16 protein-coding genes are annotated in these 16,000 nt (G+C 44.7%); 10 read left to right on the top strand and 6 right to left on the bottom strand.

All coding sequences use genetic code 11. The features are described from left to right. The first annotated feature begins 161 nt into the window (after positions 1-161). From ACED42_RS01380 to ACED42_RS01340, 9 genes are read left to right on the top strand one after another with little or no spacing between them, the layout of a single operon-like run. Positions 162-563: an ATP synthase subunit I gene (locus tag ACED42_RS01380; protein ID WP_371701082.1), complete on the top strand. Its 402-nt coding sequence runs from the start codon at positions 162-164 to the stop codon at positions 561-563. 1 nt (position 564) lies between these two features. Further along, entirely contained in the window at positions 565-1,335 is a 771-nt protein-coding gene (gene atpB, locus ACED42_RS01375; protein WP_017111917.1) for a F0F1 ATP synthase subunit A, read from the top strand. A gap of 45 nt (positions 1,336-1,380) precedes the next feature. After that, positions 1,381-1,617 (top strand): F0F1 ATP synthase subunit C, encoded by a 237-nt coding sequence (gene atpE, locus ACED42_RS01370; protein WP_004730405.1) that lies wholly within the window; start codon positions 1,381-1,383, stop codon positions 1,615-1,617. Between the two features lie 54 nt (positions 1,618-1,671). Then, a complete protein-coding gene (locus ACED42_RS01365) occupies positions 1,672-2,142 on the top strand; it encodes a F0F1 ATP synthase subunit B (protein ID WP_004730401.1) in 471 nt (156 codons plus the stop codon). An 11-nt stretch (positions 2,143-2,153) separates the two neighbouring features. Continuing rightward, complete coding sequence (locus ACED42_RS01360) at positions 2,154-2,705, top strand: F0F1 ATP synthase subunit delta (protein WP_009844933.1); 552 nt, start codon at positions 2,154-2,156, stop codon at positions 2,703-2,705. Between the two features lie 9 nt (positions 2,706-2,714). Then, a complete protein-coding gene (gene atpA / locus ACED42_RS01355; RefSeq protein ID WP_371701080.1) occupies positions 2,715-4,256 on the top strand; it encodes a F0F1 ATP synthase subunit alpha in 1,542 nt (513 codons plus the stop codon). A gap of 47 nt (positions 4,257-4,303) precedes the next feature. Beyond that, positions 4,304-5,173 (top strand): F0F1 ATP synthase subunit gamma, encoded by an 870-nt coding sequence (atpG, locus tag ACED42_RS01350; RefSeq protein WP_009844931.1) that lies wholly within the window; start codon positions 4,304-4,306, stop codon positions 5,171-5,173. 44 nt (positions 5,174-5,217) lie between these two features. After that, on the top strand, positions 5,218-6,603 hold the full coding sequence (atpD, locus tag ACED42_RS01345; RefSeq protein WP_108195932.1) for a F0F1 ATP synthase subunit beta: 1,386 nt from the start codon (positions 5,218-5,220) through the stop codon (positions 6,601-6,603). A gap of 14 nt (positions 6,604-6,617) precedes the next feature. Next, on the top strand, positions 6,618-7,061 hold the full coding sequence (locus tag ACED42_RS01340) for a F0F1 ATP synthase subunit epsilon (protein ID WP_004730391.1): 444 nt from the start codon (positions 6,618-6,620) through the stop codon (positions 7,059-7,061). 184 nt (positions 7,062-7,245) lie between these two features. On the opposite strand, the gene ACED42_RS01335 is transcribed toward ACED42_RS01340, so the two are convergent. From ACED42_RS01335 to ACED42_RS01315, 5 genes are all read right to left on the bottom strand, one after another. Next, positions 7,246-7,791 (bottom strand): RNA-binding S4 domain-containing protein, encoded by a 546-nt coding sequence (locus tag ACED42_RS01335; protein ID WP_371701078.1) that lies wholly within the window; start codon positions 7,789-7,791, stop codon positions 7,246-7,248. Between the two features lie 116 nt (positions 7,792-7,907). Continuing rightward, the gene (yejF, locus tag ACED42_RS01330) at positions 7,908-9,560 is read right to left on the bottom strand and encodes a microcin C ABC transporter ATP-binding protein YejF (protein WP_371701076.1); all 1,653 of its coding nucleotides are present in this window, start codon (positions 9,558-9,560) and stop codon (positions 7,908-7,910) included. Positions 9,561-9,569: 9 nt separating this feature from the next. After that, positions 9,570-10,592: an ABC transporter permease gene (locus tag ACED42_RS01325; RefSeq protein ID WP_012600800.1), complete on the bottom strand. Its 1,023-nt coding sequence runs from the start codon at positions 10,590-10,592 to the stop codon at positions 9,570-9,572. Positions 10,593-10,623: 31 nt separating this feature from the next. Beyond that, the gene (locus ACED42_RS01320) at positions 10,624-11,712 is read right to left on the bottom strand and encodes a microcin C ABC transporter permease YejB (RefSeq protein ID WP_004730359.1); all 1,089 of its coding nucleotides are present in this window, start codon (positions 11,710-11,712) and stop codon (positions 10,624-10,626) included. 12 nt (positions 11,713-11,724) lie between these two features. Then, positions 11,725-13,620, bottom strand: coding sequence for an extracellular solute-binding protein (locus ACED42_RS01315; protein ID WP_269335102.1), 1,896 nt, complete (start codon positions 13,618-13,620; stop codon positions 11,725-11,727). Positions 13,621-14,012: 392 nt separating this feature from the next. Here ACED42_RS01315 and ACED42_RS01310 point away from each other — a divergent pair, with 392 nt between their 5' ends. Beyond that, complete coding sequence (locus ACED42_RS01310) at positions 14,013-15,056, top strand: endonuclease/exonuclease/phosphatase family protein (protein ID WP_017102572.1); 1,044 nt, start codon at positions 14,013-14,015, stop codon at positions 15,054-15,056. 150 nt (positions 15,057-15,206) lie between these two features. On the opposite strand, the gene ACED42_RS01305 is transcribed toward ACED42_RS01310, so the two are convergent. Next, positions 15,207-15,842, bottom strand: coding sequence for a porin family protein (locus ACED42_RS01305; protein WP_009844909.1), 636 nt, complete (start codon positions 15,840-15,842; stop codon positions 15,207-15,209). Positions 15,843-16,000 lie beyond the last annotated feature (158 nt).

Below are 16,000 nucleotides of genomic sequence, written 5' to 3'. Positions count from 1 at the left end.
TTAATTTCGTCAGGAGATATAAAGCCAGAAAGATTATTTCTTTGTTAACAAGTAAAGGTTTATTAACAAGTCAAATTGCTATTAACAAGTAAGTGCTAGTAACAAAACATATTCAAACTGTGTTTTATATTGACTTACACTGTTAAATATAGGGTTTTATTATGAGGATTAATGGAATAAGTAGCGACATCCTTGTTGCTGCTAAAAGAGTTATTCTCTGCCAAATAGTATTAGCCGTCGGTGTAGTTTTATATGAAGTGTTTTTTGGTAATAAAGTAGATATGGAGTCTTCAGCTTTGGGTGTCGTAATCGCGATGTTACCACCGCTGTTTGGTTTTATATATGCAAGCCTAAAGGTGCACAAGAATCCTAATTATAGTTTACGTGACTTAATGCAAATGAGTCGTGTCGTGAAAATAACCTATACGTTCTTAATGTTTATCTTGGCATTCCAGTTTTTTAAATTGGATAACCCAGTAATATTATACGCGTACATTTTCACAATGATTGGGTACTTCTTAACACCATTTATTACTGCCTCTACAAGATCGGAGTACGTGTAGTATGGATCAAGTCACTACCGCTCACGAATACATAGAGCATCACTTAACCTTCTTAACTACAGGTGATGGTTTCTGGGCGTTCAACATTGACTCAATGTTGGTATCTTGGATTACGGGTTTATTGTTTATTGGAGCTTTTCGATATGTAGTGACCAAGGGCACTAGCGGTGTTCCAGGTCGTTTTCAATGTTTTATCGAGCTTATCTTTGATTTCGTTAACAACCTAGTCAAAGAGATTTTTCAAGCGGAGGATAAATTAATAGGGCCACTGGCATTAACCACTTTTGTTTGGGTGTTGTTAATGAATGCAGTCGACCTATTACCAATTGATTTAATACCAGGGTTAACTCGTGTAATGGGTTTAGAACACTTTAGAGATCTACCGACAGCGGATGTAAATGTCCCAATGTCGATGGCACTCGGTGTGTTTATTCTACTGTTAACTTATACGTTAAAAAATAAAGGTTTGAAAGGCTTTATCAAAGAGCTCACTACTCAGCCATTTGATAACCCTCTTTTATATCCTGTTAACTTCGTTCTTGAATTAATAACATTAATTTCAAAGCCAATATCACTAGGCTTACGATTATTCGGAAATATGTATGCAGGCGAGATGATATTCATCCTTATCGCACTAATGCCTTGGTGGATGCAATGGGCACTTAGTGTTCCATGGGCCTTATTCCACATATTAATCGTATTCTTGCAAGCATTTATATTTATGGTACTGACCGTTGTTTATTTAGCAATGGCAACAGAAGAACACCATTAATTAATAACTAAAAATTAACTAACAAATTATTTATCGGAGATACAAATGGATATCGTAAGCGCAGTTTTATATGTAGCAGGTGCATTACTGATCGGTTTAGGTGCAGCGGGTGCAGCATCTGGTATTGGTAACTTAGCAGGTAAATACCTTGAAGGTGTTGCTCGTCAACCAGACCTTACTCCAATGCTTCGTACTCAATTCTTCATCATGATGGGCCTTGTAGATGCTGTACCGATGATCGGTGTTGGTATCGGTCTATACATCATCTTTGCCGTGGCTTAATTAAAAGCTTTGAAAAGATCGATTTGTAAATAATCAAGATTTAGTGAGGAAGGTATGAACTTAAATGCCAGCATGTTTGGTCAAGCAATCTCATTCGTGATTTTTGTTTGGCTATGCATGAAATATGTATGGCCCCCTCTCACCGCGATGTTAGACGAGCGCCAAAAAGAAATCGCTGATGGTTTACGCCACTCAGAGAATGCAGCGAAAGAGCTAGAACTAGCAAAATCAAATGGCGCACAACTCGTCGCAGATGCGAAAAAAAATGTGACCGAACTGATTGAGCAAGGCAAAAAACGCCGCAACGAAATCATCACCTTAGCTCACCAAGAAGGTGAGCAAGAAAAGGCACGCATCTTAGAACAAGGTAGAGCTGAGCTAGAAGGCGAACGTCAAAAGTTACGCCGTGAACTTCAGGCGGATATGGCAGATGCTGTTATTCAAAGTGCACAGAAATTGATTAGCAAAAACCTAGATTCTGAAACGAACCGAGCGTTAGTTGATCAAATGATAAGCGAACTCTAAACGGAGGCAATATGTCAGATTACACCAATATTGCTCATCCCTATGCTAAAGCATCGTTCGACTTTGCTTTAGGTGAAAACAAGTTACAAGAGTGGCACTCAATGCTGTCCATTCTTGTGACGGTAGCGGAAGAAGAAACGATCGCTAAACAGATTTCATCAGCAGAAGGTGTTCATACACAGCAATCTGAAGAACTGGTCAATCTCATCATTCACGTTTGCCAAGGACTCGTTGATGACCACGTCATTAATCTCATTAAAGTCTTGGCTGAGAATGGCCGTCTTGCAGTGATCAGAGACTTGTTTAACTTGTTCAGCGACCTAAAGGACGAACATGAACGTGTAATCCCTGTCACTGTCACCAGTTCAGAATTGCTTACACAAGATCAAGTTACATCACTCACTGCTGCACTTGAGAAGAAATTAGAACGTCAGGTTGAAATGGAACAGGTTATTGATGACTCGCTGGTTGGCGGGATCGTAATCAAGGCGGGCGAAACCGTCATCGATGGTTCTTTGAACACATCAATTAACCGATTAGCCCATCAACTTCACGCGAGATAGGTAACAATTATGCAATTAAATTCAAATGAAATCAGCGATCTAATCAAAGATCGCATCTCGAAATTTAATGTGAGCACCGAAGCTCGCAACGAAGGCACTATAGTCTCGGTTCGTGACGGCATCATTACCATTAACGGCCTTGCGGATGTCATGCAGGGTGAGATGATCGAGCTTCCAGGTTGCAAATACGCTCTTGCTCTTAACCTTGACACGCACTCAGTCGGTGCCGTGGTTATGGGTCCCTACACTGACCTTTCTGAAGGTATGAAAGTGAAAGGGACAGGTCGTATCTTAGAAGTACCTGTCGGTAATGGACTTCTTGGCCGTGTAGTGAACACATTAGGCGAGCCAATCGATGGCAAAGGCCCAGTGAGTTGTGACCGACTCGACCCAGTTGAAGTAATTGCACCCGGCGTAATCGAGCGTAAGTCCGTCGATCAGCCAATTCAGACAGGCTATAAAGCCGTTGACACCATGGTGCCTATCGGTCGAGGTCAACGCGAACTTATCATCGGTGACCGTCAGACAGGTAAAACGGCGCTAGCCATCGATGCAATCATCAATCAAAAAGATTCTGGCATCAAATGTGTGTACGTGGCGATTGGCCAGAAAGCTTCAACCATCGCTAACGTGGTTCGTAAACTGGAAGACCACGATGCGCTTAAAAATACCATAGTTGTTGTAGCATCAGCATCAGAATCAGCCGCGCTTCAATACCTAGCACCTTATGCAGGTTGCACCATGGGCGAATACTTCCGTGACCGCGGTGAAGATGCACTGATCATCTATGATGACCTATCAAAACAAGCCGTCGCTTACCGTCAAATCTCATTGCTACTGAAACGCCCACCGGGTCGTGAAGCCTTCCCTGGCGACGTATTCTACCTCCACTCACGCCTACTAGAACGTGCAGCACGAGTGAATGCGGAATATGTAGAGAAGTTTACGAACGGTGAAGTAAAAGGCCAAACAGGCTCACTGACGGCGCTTCCTATCATTGAAACTCAAGCGGGTGACGTATCTGCGTTTGTACCAACCAACGTAATCTCAATTACTGATGGTCAGGTTTTCCTACAAACCCAACTGTTTAACTCAGGCCTACGCCCTGCTGTTGACCCAGGTATCTCGGTATCTCGTGTGGGTGGCGCAGCGCAGTGCAAGATCATCAAGAAGCTGTCTGGTGGTATCCGTACATCATTAGCTCAATACCGCGAATTAGCCGCATTTGCTCAGTTCTCTTCTGACTTAGATGACATGACGCGTAAGCAGCTTGACCATGGTGAGCGTGTAACCGAACTGATGAAGCAAAAGCAATACTCGCCGATGTCTGTCGCTGAGCAAGCAACGGTTATCTATGCAGCAGAAAAAGGCTATTTGGCTGACGTAGAGTTGAACAAAATTGCACGTTTTGAAGAAGAATTGATTGCTTACGCAAAAGGTCAAAACCCAGAGTTGTTCGACACCATCAACGCTAATGGTGACTACAACGATGAAATTGATGGCGCTCTTGCAAAGCTTCTCGGTGACTTTGTAGCGTTGAAAGCTTGGTAAACGCTCCGGTTTGTTGGCTGGAAATCAAAACAAATTAGGAGCAGATAATGGCAAATACTAAAGAAATTCGCACCAAGATAGGCAGTGTTAGTAACACTCAGAAAATCACCAGTGCAATGGAGATGGTTGCGGCAAGTAAGATGCGTAAGGTTCAAGACAATATGACGCTAACACGTCCATATGCGGAGAACATGCGCAAAGTTATCTCTCATGTCGCATCAGGGTCGCTGGAATACCAGCATCCCTACCTTCAACAGCGTGAACCAAAACGCGTTGCTTACATCATTATTTCGTCCGACCGGGGCTTATGTGGTGGCTTGAACTCGAACTTGTTCAAGAAAGTGTTAGAAGAAATGGAGCAATGGCGCACCAAAGGAGTCGAGGTAGAAACAACCTTAGTGGGATCTAAGGCTATCTCGTTCTTCCAACGCAGCGGCAATGTTATCGCGCAAACGTCAGGCCTTGGTGACGCGCCTAAATTAGAAGACATTTTAGGTACGGTTAACGCGATGCTAGGGCATTACGACGACGAAAAAATCGACAGCTTGTATCTCGTTTATAACCAGTTCATCAACACCATGGTTCAAGAACCAACGACCTTGCAGTTGCTGCCACACCCTTCAGATTCTGAGGCCGATGGAGGCGCGAAAAAAGCACGTCGTTGGGACTACATCTATGAACAAGCACCAAGAGACATCCTCTCTGAGCTGTTACATCGATACATTGAATCGCAAGTGTATCAAGGCATCGTAGAGAGCATTGCCTGTGAGCAAGCAGCCCGAATGGTGGCCATGAAAGCGGCGACCGATAACGCAGGCCAACTCATCGATGATTTGCAGTTGGTATACAACAAAGCGCGACAGGCTGCCATCACCCAAGAACTGAGTGAAATAGTCTCAGGTGCTCAAGCTGTCTAAAGGCAGAAAAGAGCGGGTTAAGAATAGAATTTGAGGATTTAGAGATGAGTGTTGGAAAAATAGTTAAAGTTATCGGCGCGGTGGTAGACGTCGAGTTCAGCGGCGGCAACAGCCCACGCGTTTATGATGCATTGAAAGTGACTAGCGAGGAAGCAAGCTCGCTCGTATTGGAAGTTCAGCAACAACTGGGTGGCAGTATCGTTCGTTGTATAGCAATGGGTACGTCAGATGGCTTGCGCCGCGGCCTAACTGTTGAAAACACCGGTTCTCCAATCACCGTTCCTGTGGGCGTAGAAACTTTAGGCCGTATCATGAACGTTCTAGGTCAGCCCATCGATGAATGCGGTGAAATCGGTCAAAAAGAAAGCTACGAAATTCACCGTGAAGCACCCTCTTATGAAGAACAAGCAAACAGCACTGAACTTCTTGAGACCGGCGTTAAGGTTATCGACCTTATTTGTCCGTTCGCAAAGGGCGGTAAAATCGGTCTGTTCGGTGGTGCTGGCGTAGGTAAAACCGTCAACATGATGGAGCTTATCAACAACATCGCAAAAGCCCACTCAGGTCTCTCTGTATTTACTGGTGTTGGTGAGCGTACTCGTGAAGGTAACGACTTCTACTACGAGATGAAAGAAGCGGGTGTACTAGACAAAGTAGCCATGGTTTACGGCCAAATGAACGAGCCACCGGGAAACCGTCTACGTGTTGCACTTACAGGCCTGACTATGGCTGAGCGCTTCCGTGATGAAGGTCGTGACGTACTGTTGTTCATTGATAACATTTACCGTTACACGCTTGCGGGGACTGAGGTGTCAGCACTGTTAGGTCGTATGCCTTCAGCAGTAGGTTACCAACCAACACTCGCTGAAGAGATGGGTGTGCTTCAAGAGCGTATCACTTCGACTAGACAAGGCTCTATCACGTCTATCCAAGCGGTATACGTACCTGCGGATGACTTGACCGATCCATCGCCAGCAACAACCTTTGCTCACTTAGATGCGACCGTTGTACTGTCTCGTAATATCGCTGCATTAGGCCTCTACCCTGCAATCGACCCATTGGATTCAACATCTCGCCAATTGGACCCGCTTGTGGTTGGTCAAGAGCACTACGACATTGCACAAAAAGTCCAAACAACGCTGCAACGCTACAAAGAGCTAAAAGACATCATCGCGATTCTTGGTATGGATGAGCTGTCTACGGAAGACAAACAGACCGTATCTCGCGCTCGTAAGATTGAACGTTTCTTAACTCAGCCTTACCACGTAGCCGAAGTGTTTACTGGTCAGAAAGGTGTATTTGTACCGCTAAGCGAAACACTAAGAGGCTTTAAAGGCCTGTTAGGCGGCGAATATGACGATATCCCAGAGCAAGCATTCTTGTACTGTGGTTCTATCGACGAAGTGCTTAACAAAGCAAAATCACTCTAAGAGGCAGGTGCACCATGGCTATCGGAATTACAGATAATACATTTCAACTTAATATTGTAAGTGCGGAAGGTACGCTGTTTTCAGGTCCAGCGTATGCCTTAGCCGTTTCTGGCGCTGATGGTGAGCTGGGGATCCGCCCCGGTCACTCCCCGCTTCTCAGTAAAATAAAGCCAGGCGTAACAGTGTTTGTCACAGATCCTAAATCAGAGGGGCAAGTGCTGTATGTTTCTGGCGGGATGCTAGAAGTTCAGCCGGATGTGGTAACGGTGTTAGCCGATACTGCCTTGCACGGCCAAGATATTGACCGCGCTCGCGCAGAAGAAGCGAAATATGCAGCCCTAGAGAATATCAATAAGGGCAATGTAGACATCAACTTTGCACAAGCTCAGCTTGAACTCGCAAAAGCCGTTGCTCAGCTTCGCGCATCAGAACTGACGTCTTCTCGCACTCGACACTGAGAATAAGCGTTATTGGCCGTTAGCTGTGCTAACAAACAAATACAAAAAAGGCTCACTAACTAGTGAGCCTTTTGATATCTGCGTAACGTAAAACCTAGGTCTAACGTTGCTTGATGTTCAAACGAATAGTTTTAAAAGATTCGTTTTAGAAAAGCAGTTTAGAGCAGTCGTTTAGAACTGTAGTTTAAAAGAATTCAATCGAGTTACGGCCGCTTTTGTCGTCACGTGTTGGCTTTGGCGTATCCGCTTTCTTTTTCGGATTTTTTTCTTTCTTCTCTTTTTTCTCTTTCTTTGGTTCAGCCGTTGCGCTTAGCATTTCTGCTTTGCTTTTCTTAGATTCTTTCTTCTTAGAATCCTTTTTAGACTGACCTTTCTTCGCCTTGTTCTCTTTTTTAGGCGCTTCTTTCTTTTTCGGCTGTTCTGATTCTTCTTGTACTGGCTGATCACACACCACTACATAGTACTCTTGGTTGAATTCAAAGAAGTCGCCATCGTACATTTTACGACGTTTACGAGTTTCTAATTCACCATTAACCGCTACATAACCTTCAGAAATGATGTGTTTAGCTTCACCGCCACCACTCACTAAGTTAGCAATTTTAAACACTTTGTAGAGTTCGATGGGCTGAGACGATACATCAATACCAATTGCTTCAATCTCAATCTCTTCGCCTTCTTCGCCCAGCTCTTGACCTTCGTAGTCAGCGTCTTCGTAATGTTCTTGGTCCATGGTGACCTCTACCTAAATATGTACTTCTGAAATATTGGGCGCAGTGTAATCTTAAAACAACTAAATGACCATGTTGAATTCACCGAGCACTCTTTTGTTCTCGTTACGCACCCACTTTATACCGCACCACCAACATTCGAAAGGCTGACAAGTTGCTTGGTGTATTCATGCTGGGGATTGCCGAATAAGGTTTCTGTGTCACCCTTCTCTATTACCTCGCCCGCTTTCATGACGATGGTGTAATGACACAAGGATTTCACGACATTCAGATCATGACTGATAAAGAGATAAGTCAGACCATACTTTTCTTGAAGTGACTTCAGCAAATCCAGCACCTGCGCTTGAACGGTTCTGTCTAACGAAGACGTAGGTTCATCTAGCAAGATAAACTCTGGCTTCAGAATCAAAGCACGAGCAATCGCGATACGCTGCCTTTGGCCGCCAGAGAACTCATTTGGGTAACGGTGACGAGTTTCTGGGTCTAGGTCGACCTCTTTCATTACGTCGCAGATGCGTTGGTCAAGCTCGTTCTCATCCAATTGTTGATGCACTAACAAACCCTCGCCAATCACTTGAGCGACTGACATTCTTGGATTCAACGCCGAGAATGGGTCTTGAAAGACCACTTGCATACGGCTTCGAAACGGTAGCATCTGTTGACGGTTTAAGCCTTGAATTTGTTCGTCAGCGTAGGTAATTGAACCTTCACTCTCCACCAACTTCAATATCGCCATACCAGTTGTTGATTTACCAGAGCCACTCTCTCCAACTAGACCGATTGAGTGCCCTTTCTTCAAAGTGAACTCCATATCGGTCACAGCTTTGACATGAGAAATGGTTCGCTTGAATAAACCGCCCGTAATCGGGAACCAAACACGAAGTTGATTAACATCGAGCAGAGGTTCACTTTCCGGAGAAACTGGAACGGGCAAACCTTTCGGGTCAGAGTTGATAAGCTTTTGCGTATAAGGGTGAGCTGGTGCATTAAACAGGGTATGGCAGTCATTACTTTCAACCAAGCGACCATCTTTCATTACCGCCACTCTGTCGGCAATTTTACGAACGATACTCAAATCGTGTGTGATAAAGAGCATCGCCATACCCAGCTCTTGTTGCAGATCTTTTAACAGGTCGAGAATCTGCGCTTGTACTGATACATCCAACGCAGTCGTCGGCTCGTCAGCGATAAGCAGCTCTGGCTCGTTGATCAGTGCCATCGCAATCATCACACGCTGACGCTCTCCACCAGATAGCTCGTGAGGATAGGCTGAAATCTTTTGCTCTGGGTAACGAATACCCACCTTTGAAAGCCACTCTATCGCCAAGGCTTGCGCTTTATTGGTTCGCATTCCTCGGTGAATAGAAAGAGTTTCAACCAGCTGCTTACCGACTCTATGAAGTGGGTTCAACGACACCATAGGCTCTTGGAAGATCATGCCGATGCGACCACCACGAATCCCTCGCAATTGCCTTTCAGAACAACTCAGAATATCGGTGCCAGAGAAGTTAATCTTACCGTTTAAGTAGTGCGATGAACCTTTAGGTAACAGCTTTAAAATCGAGTTAGCCGTGACCGATTTACCGGAGCCACTCTCGCCCACCAGCGCGAGTGTCTCACCTTTGTATATCTCCAACGAGACGTCTTGCGTCACTTGTTCTATCGAGTCTTTACGCCCAAACCCGACAGACAATTTATCTATGGTCAGAACTGGAGATGCATTCGAAGCCTCTGCTGTTGACCCTGAAGCAGGAACTGTATTTGAAGTCATAACCTATCCTTACTTCTGTTGATGTGGGTCGAAAGCATCACGCACCGCTTCACCAACGAAGACAAGTAACGTCAACATCAATGAAAGTACGACGAAAGCAGAAATGCCAAGCCAAGGCGCTTGCAAGTTAGCTTTACCTTGCGCCAATAGCTCACCTAATGAAGGCGAACCCGCAGGCAAACCAAAGCCTAAGAAATCTAACGACGTTAATGTGGTGACCGAGCCTGAAAGGATAAACGGCATCATGGTTAACGAAGCCACCATCGCGTTGGGTAGCATGTGGCGAAGCATAATGCGTTTGTCGTCAACGCCCATGGCTTGCGCGGCTCTTACATAATCAAAGTTTCGACAACGTAGGAATTCAGCTCGCACAATCCCAACCAAACTCATCCAACTGAACAACACCATAATCCCGAGCAACCACCAGAAGTTCGGCTCGATAAAACTCGATAGAATGATCAACAAGAACAGGGTCGGCATGCCCGACCAAACTTCAATGAAGCGCTGACCAAACAGATCCACCCAACCACCGTAGTAACCTTGGGTCGCCCCAACAACCACACCAATCACGCTCGATACAATCGTCAGAATAAAGCCAAATAAGACAGAAATACGGAACCCATAAATGATGCGAGCTAATACATCTCGCCCTTTATCATCGGTTCCTAACCAGTTCACCGAGTCAGGCTCCGACGGCACCGCGCCCGAAATATCGAAGTTTATTGTGTCGTAGCTAAACGGAATGATGGGCCACACGATGTAACCGCTGTCTTCAATGAGTTCGATAACATAAGGGTCTTTATAATCCGCTTCGGTTTCAAACTCGCCGCCAAATTCGGTTTCGGAATACTCATTGATAACCGGCACAAACCACTGATTATCATAAGAAACCAGGAGTGGCTTATCGTTGGCGATGATCTCAGCGAACAGGCTCAATCCAAACAAAATGGTAAATATCCAAAGGGAGATAAAACCACGCTTGTTTGCTTTAAAACGTAACCAACGAGCTTCAGCTAAAGGGTTGTTAAACATTTATTATCAATACCTTTTTATTCATTCGCCATTAACGCGCTTCAAAATCAATTCGAGGATCAACCCAGGTATACGTCAGGTCGGAGATAATGCTCAGCACCAAGCCAAGCAAGGTCATGATATAGAGAGAGCTGAACACCACTGGGTAATCTCGCTGAATGGTCGACTCAAAGCCAAGCAGACCGATGCCTTCTAGTGAAAACATCACTTCAATCAACATAGAACCCGTGAAGAAAATACTAATAAATGCACTCGGGAAACCGGCAATAATGATCAACATCGCGTTACGGAAAACGTGCTTGTAAAGAATGCTGCTCTCGTCCAAACCTTTCGCTCGCGCCGTCACCACATATTGCTTATTGATTTCATCAAGGAAGGAGTTTTTGGTCAGCATGCTGAGTGTTGCAAAGCCACCGATAACCATTGCAAAAATAGGCAAAGCCAAATGCCAGAAGTAATCACCGATTTGCTGATACCAGTTGAGTTGGTCGAAGTTACTCGACACGAGCCCACGCAATGGGAACCAACTGAAGTAGTTACCACTCGCGAACAAAATAATCAGGATAATCGCAAACAAGAAGCCCGGTACGGCATAGCCAACAATCACCACCGCACTCGACCAAATATCAAACCGAGATCCGTGATGTATCGCCTTCATAATGCCTAAGGGTATCGAAATCACATAAATGATTAACGTACTCCATAGCCCTAAGGAAATGGATACAGGTAAACGCTCGATGATGAGATCAATAACGTTGCCGCCTTTAAACAGGCTTTCACCGAAGTTAAAGGTCGCGTAGTTTTTCAACATGTCGAAGTAGCGAACGTGAATCGGTTTATCAAAACCAAACTGCTTTTTGATCTCTTCAACCACTTCAGGATCAAGCCCGCGCGAGCCTTTATAGCCACTGGCAGACGCTTGGTCACTTTCGCTTAAATCAACTTCTTGTCCACCACCAGAAAAGCGCTCCATGATTCCAGAGTTATGCCCCTCTAACTGAGCAACGGCTTGTTCTACCGGACCACCCGGGGCGATCTGAATAATGAAAAAGTTGATGGTGATGATCGCCCACAACGTGGGGATCACCAACAGTAAACGCCGAAATATATACGCGGCCATGCTAACTAACTCCTAGCGACGTTTTTCAGGAAGCAATGCCGCCTTCTCTTCTGAAATCCACCATGTATCGATACCTAAATCGTATTTAGGCAATACATCTGGACGCTCAAACTTGTCCCACATCGCGACGCGGTACTCGCCAACGTGCCATTGCGGGATGTTGTAGAAATTCCACTGCAATACACGGTCAAGTGAACGACCTAGTGTAAGAAGCTTTTCAGGATGCTGTTGGTTACGCGCAATTTCTTCTGTTAACGCGTCAACCACCGGATCCATTACACCTGCAGTATTGTAAGTAGAATCAATGTAGTTAGAGTTCCAAACGATCATTAAGTTCGGGCTAGGATAAGGGTTTGCCGAAAATGACGAAGAGACCATATCGAAGTCACGATCACGAAGACGCTTGATGTACTGAGTAGTATCGATGGTACGGATCTTCATCTCGATCCCCATACGTTTCAGGTTCTTTTGAACAGGTGTTGCGATACGTTCTGTGGTTGGGCTGTAAATCAACAACTCAAATGACATCGGCTTGCCAGTCTTTTCGTTGGTCATTACTTTGTCTTTCAATACCCAGCCCGCTTCTTTCAGCAATTTGAACGCAGTACGCATTTGGCTACGAATACGGCCGCTGCCATCGGTGACTGATGGCTGGAATTCTTCGGTGAAAACTCTTGGCGGGATTTGATCTTTGTACTGAGACAGCAATTCAACTTCAGCTGCGCTTGGTAAGCCTTTCGCTTCATAGTCGGTGTTTTGGAAGTAACTACGAGTACGTTTGTACTGACCATAAAACATGTTCTTGTTCATCCACTCAAAGTCCATCGCGTAGGTTAACGCTTCTCGAACTTTAGGATCTGAGAACACAGGAGATTGAATATTGAAGACAAAACCTTGAGTCGTCTCTGGCTTCTCATGGTTGATCTCTTCTTTAATGATGTAGCCTTTATCGAAGTTCGCCCCCGTGTAAGAGTTTGCCCAGAACTTAGCCGAGTTCTCAGTTCGAAGATCGAACTCCCCTGCTTTGAAGGCTTCCAGCATTACGGTGTCATCGCGATAGTAATCGTACTGCACTTGCTTGAAGTTATTGCGACCAACGTTAACGGGTAGATCCGCAGCCCAGTAATTTTCATCTAAACCGTAGGTAACGCTTTGACCAGATTTGTAGCTAATGATCTTATAGGGACCACTGCCTACTGGTGGCTCACTTAGAGGTTCAGACAGCTTTCTGTCTTTCCAGAAATGTTTCGGTAGTACACGAGTGCTTTGCGCAAAGCTAAACAGCTTCTCGCGGTTTGGCTTGTTCATCTCAATACGAACAACCGAATCAGAGACAGCCGTTACTGACTCGATTTCTTTGTAATACACGCGATATTGAGGCACACCTTCTTTCGAAAACTTGTCAAAGGTGAAAGCAACATCATGCGCAGTGATAGGTTTACCGTCTTGGAATTTAGCATTTGGGTTGATGTCGATTTCCATCCAAGTGAAATCACTGGCGTAGCGAACCTTTGAAGCGATCAATGGATAATACGCATCAATCTCGTCGCTCGGAGAAAACATCAAGGTATCGTAAATCTCACCCGTATAGCTGGCAGCAACGCCGCGAGAACCGAATCGATTAAAACTATCGTAGGTACCAATGCTGCCATAGGTTACTTTGCCTTGCTTTGGCGCATTCGGATTAACGTAATCGAAATGGGTGAAGTCGACAGGATATTTTGCTTCACCAAAACCAACCAGTTGAGTGGTTTCAATAACGGTAACAGCGGGAGTTGATTCGGTATCAGAGGCGTGTGTAACGGAGGGATATAGAGCAATTAGCGACAGCATGACTGCACATGACTTCAAATTAGACCTGAAAAACTGAGTGCGCTGCGAGGCTTTGCTTCGGAAATCTGTTCCCATTTGACTCTCCCTTCAAATGTTATGAATTCGATATTCAACTTGATTAACCGGCTTTGAATGCACACCGTTAAAACAAGTATAGGTTCAAATCTAACATCATGTAATAACTAATAAAACCATCAGCACTCCATCTCTGACGGTTTATTTACAATTAACTCGTCACCGCTCGAAGTTATTGGATGCAGTTGGCGCTGATTGCTTTGATTCCTTTAATTAGCTTGGTGGCGCTGGAAAGAACGGGGGAAGGAGATTGCTCTAGCGAGAATGACATAAGCCTCCACGGTTTAGATTCCCTTTGATTCGCTTTGAAAGTGAAATTTAGGTTCTAAATAATCAACAAACTATACTTTACTGGAGTATCCTTGCTGCTTAGGTCTAAATGGAATGACACTTTGAACAAACCAAACCACATAACATTTGCAACGTTCAACCTGCTGAACTATCTCGAACCGCCGAATGCGTATTATGATTTTGAGAACATCTACAGCTTCGAAGAATGGCAGAAGAAGCAACATTGGATGGCTGAAGCGATTCGTTCATTAGATTGTGATGTGATTGGCTTTCAAGAGATATTTAGCCCGAAGTCTTTAGAGCAATTGATGAACAAGCTAGGTTATCCATACTTTGCTGTGGTCGATAGCGCACACGTTGAAGATGATTACCTATACACCTCACCTGTCGTTGGTATCGCATCCCGCTACCCGATTGAAAACGTGCAGCCTGTTACGCCTGATTCAGAGCTACTTTCAGCCTTCAACCTTGGCGACAAATTCTCATTCAACCGAACACCTGTTCACGCCACCATTACGTTACCCCATTTAGGTTCAACCGACTGTTATGTTGTGCATTTCAAATCGCAACGTCCGACGGAACCAAGAATTGAATCTATCGATGTGGATAACGCTCAGCAAGGTGAAAAACCACAAAGTGACACGCTCACTCGCTTCCACCAAGAACAACTTGGCTCTTGGTTATCTAGCGTTCAGCGCGGCCTTGAAGCTCAGATGCTGCATCAATACATCACCAATCATCGTTACCAAACCGATCAGCCTGTTGTGTTAATGGGTGACTTTAATAAGCCTCTATTCAACGACGAGTTTAAAGGGCTATTAAGTTATTCAATAAACAGAGACGAAAACAGCAAGCATTGGCTTTCCCACTTCCGGTTAAAAGACAGCTGGGATATTTATCATCAATTGCATGAACAAGATTTGCTCGAACAACGCAAACCAACGCACTACTACGGTGCGTCTGGATCTGTACTGGACTACATTTTGATGTCCAATGAGTTCGATTGTCAGAACTCATCGAGCTTGATGGAGATCTCTCGCTACACAGTGCTCGACCATCACCTCATCAATCCCAGCTTTGAACACGACCAATTCAGTACTGACCATGCCATCGTTGCTGTCACCGCTCATATCCGTGAAGCCTAGCTATTCGATTACATCTTCAAGCGAGACTTACCTGAGTTGAACATGAAAAAAACCGCAGTCAAAAACTGCGGCCTTCCACTTTAGCCAAACGGGTTGAGCCAACCGACGCCCCATTTAGAAACCGATTTACCGTTTAGCAAAGTGTGAAACTTAGAATGTGTACATTGCGCCAAGATAGAATGAAGCCAATACGATATCTTTCTCTACCTTTTTTCGGTTCCAAGAGTTGCCCTCGTCAACTTCTACTGTAAATGCATCGGCTTCATAACCAAGTCTCAGGCTTAACTCAGATAGCTTTTCTGGGGTGTACTCAACGCCAAAACCAACTCGTACACCTGCACCTGAATCATCGAAATCAGAACTTGAAGGACGTGAACCGTCTGCATACTTCATATCGAGATCGATTGAAGATAAGCCAATTGTACCAAATGGGCGAACGCCATTATCAAACGTATAACCAAGGTTTGCAGCAATCGAAAAGACTTGAGGAGTCCATGTAAAGCCAGCGTTGCTTCTTAAAGGATATTTAGCAACCACATCACCATAATCCGTGTACTGAAGCTCAAGTGATACAATACGGTTAAACTTATAGCCAGCAATGATACGGTAAGCATTGTCTTCTGCTTCAAACGTCACTGGCTCTTTAATTGATGAAAATAGTCCACCATCATCGACGCCAGAAGTACCAATGGCACCACCTAGATACAAACCACTGTCCGCTGCCATTACATTGTTTGCTGCAAATGCTGACATCATTGCGATGCTTAGAATTAATTTATTGCCCATTACTACTTGACCTTACTTAATGCAAATCAAGATTGTTACGCCTTCCTGTGCTGCACAATCTTGTTAGAGTTACCCGACACCCCGTCGAATTCGCGAACATGATAGGCTCACAGAAAACAAAAAAATAAATAAAAATGTAATCACTTTATAACCCCAGA

It is taken from the genome of Vibrio sp. FF145 (assembly GCF_041439075.1).
Lineage (GTDB): Bacteria > Pseudomonadota > Gammaproteobacteria > Enterobacterales > Vibrionaceae > Vibrio > Vibrio tasmaniensis_A.
This window is presented reverse-complemented; position numbering and strand designations above follow the sequence as displayed.

Excerpts from the sequence above, each read along its gene's own strand:
- ACED42_RS01315 (WP_269335102.1), bottom strand. The coding sequence starts at position 13,620 with ATGGGAACAGATTTCCGAAGCAAAGCCTCGCAGCGCACTCAGTTTTTC.
- ACED42_RS01335 (WP_371701078.1), bottom strand. The coding sequence starts at position 7,791 with ATGGACCAAGAACATTACGAAGACGCTGACTACGAAGGTCAAGAGCTG.
- ACED42_RS01340 (WP_004730391.1), top strand. The coding sequence starts at position 6,618 with ATGGCTATCGGAATTACAGATAATACATTTCAACTTAATATTGTAAGT.
- atpD (WP_108195932.1), top strand. The coding sequence starts at position 5,218 with ATGAGTGTTGGAAAAATAGTTAAAGTTATCGGCGCGGTGGTAGACGTC.
- ACED42_RS01320 (WP_004730359.1), bottom strand. The coding sequence starts at position 11,712 with ATGGCCGCGTATATATTTCGGCGTTTACTGTTGGTGATCCCCACGTTG.
- atpB (WP_017111917.1), top strand. The coding sequence starts at position 565 with ATGGATCAAGTCACTACCGCTCACGAATACATAGAGCATCACTTAACC.
- ACED42_RS01325 (WP_012600800.1), bottom strand. The coding sequence starts at position 10,592 with ATGTTTAACAACCCTTTAGCTGAAGCTCGTTGGTTACGTTTTAAAGCA.
- atpA (WP_371701080.1), top strand. The coding sequence starts at position 2,715 with ATGCAATTAAATTCAAATGAAATCAGCGATCTAATCAAAGATCGCATC.
- ACED42_RS01360 (WP_009844933.1), top strand. The coding sequence starts at position 2,154 with ATGTCAGATTACACCAATATTGCTCATCCCTATGCTAAAGCATCGTTC.
- yejF (WP_371701076.1), bottom strand. The coding sequence starts at position 9,560 with ATGACTTCAAATACAGTTCCTGCTTCAGGGTCAACAGCAGAGGCTTCG.
- atpE (WP_004730405.1), top strand. The coding sequence starts at position 1,381 with ATGGATATCGTAAGCGCAGTTTTATATGTAGCAGGTGCATTACTGATC.
- atpG (WP_009844931.1), top strand. The coding sequence starts at position 4,304 with ATGGCAAATACTAAAGAAATTCGCACCAAGATAGGCAGTGTTAGTAAC.
- ACED42_RS01365 (WP_004730401.1), top strand. The coding sequence starts at position 1,672 with ATGAACTTAAATGCCAGCATGTTTGGTCAAGCAATCTCATTCGTGATT.
- ACED42_RS01305 (WP_009844909.1), bottom strand. The coding sequence starts at position 15,842 with ATGGGCAATAAATTAATTCTAAGCATCGCAATGATGTCAGCATTTGCA.
- ACED42_RS01380 (WP_371701082.1), top strand. The coding sequence starts at position 162 with ATGAGGATTAATGGAATAAGTAGCGACATCCTTGTTGCTGCTAAAAGA.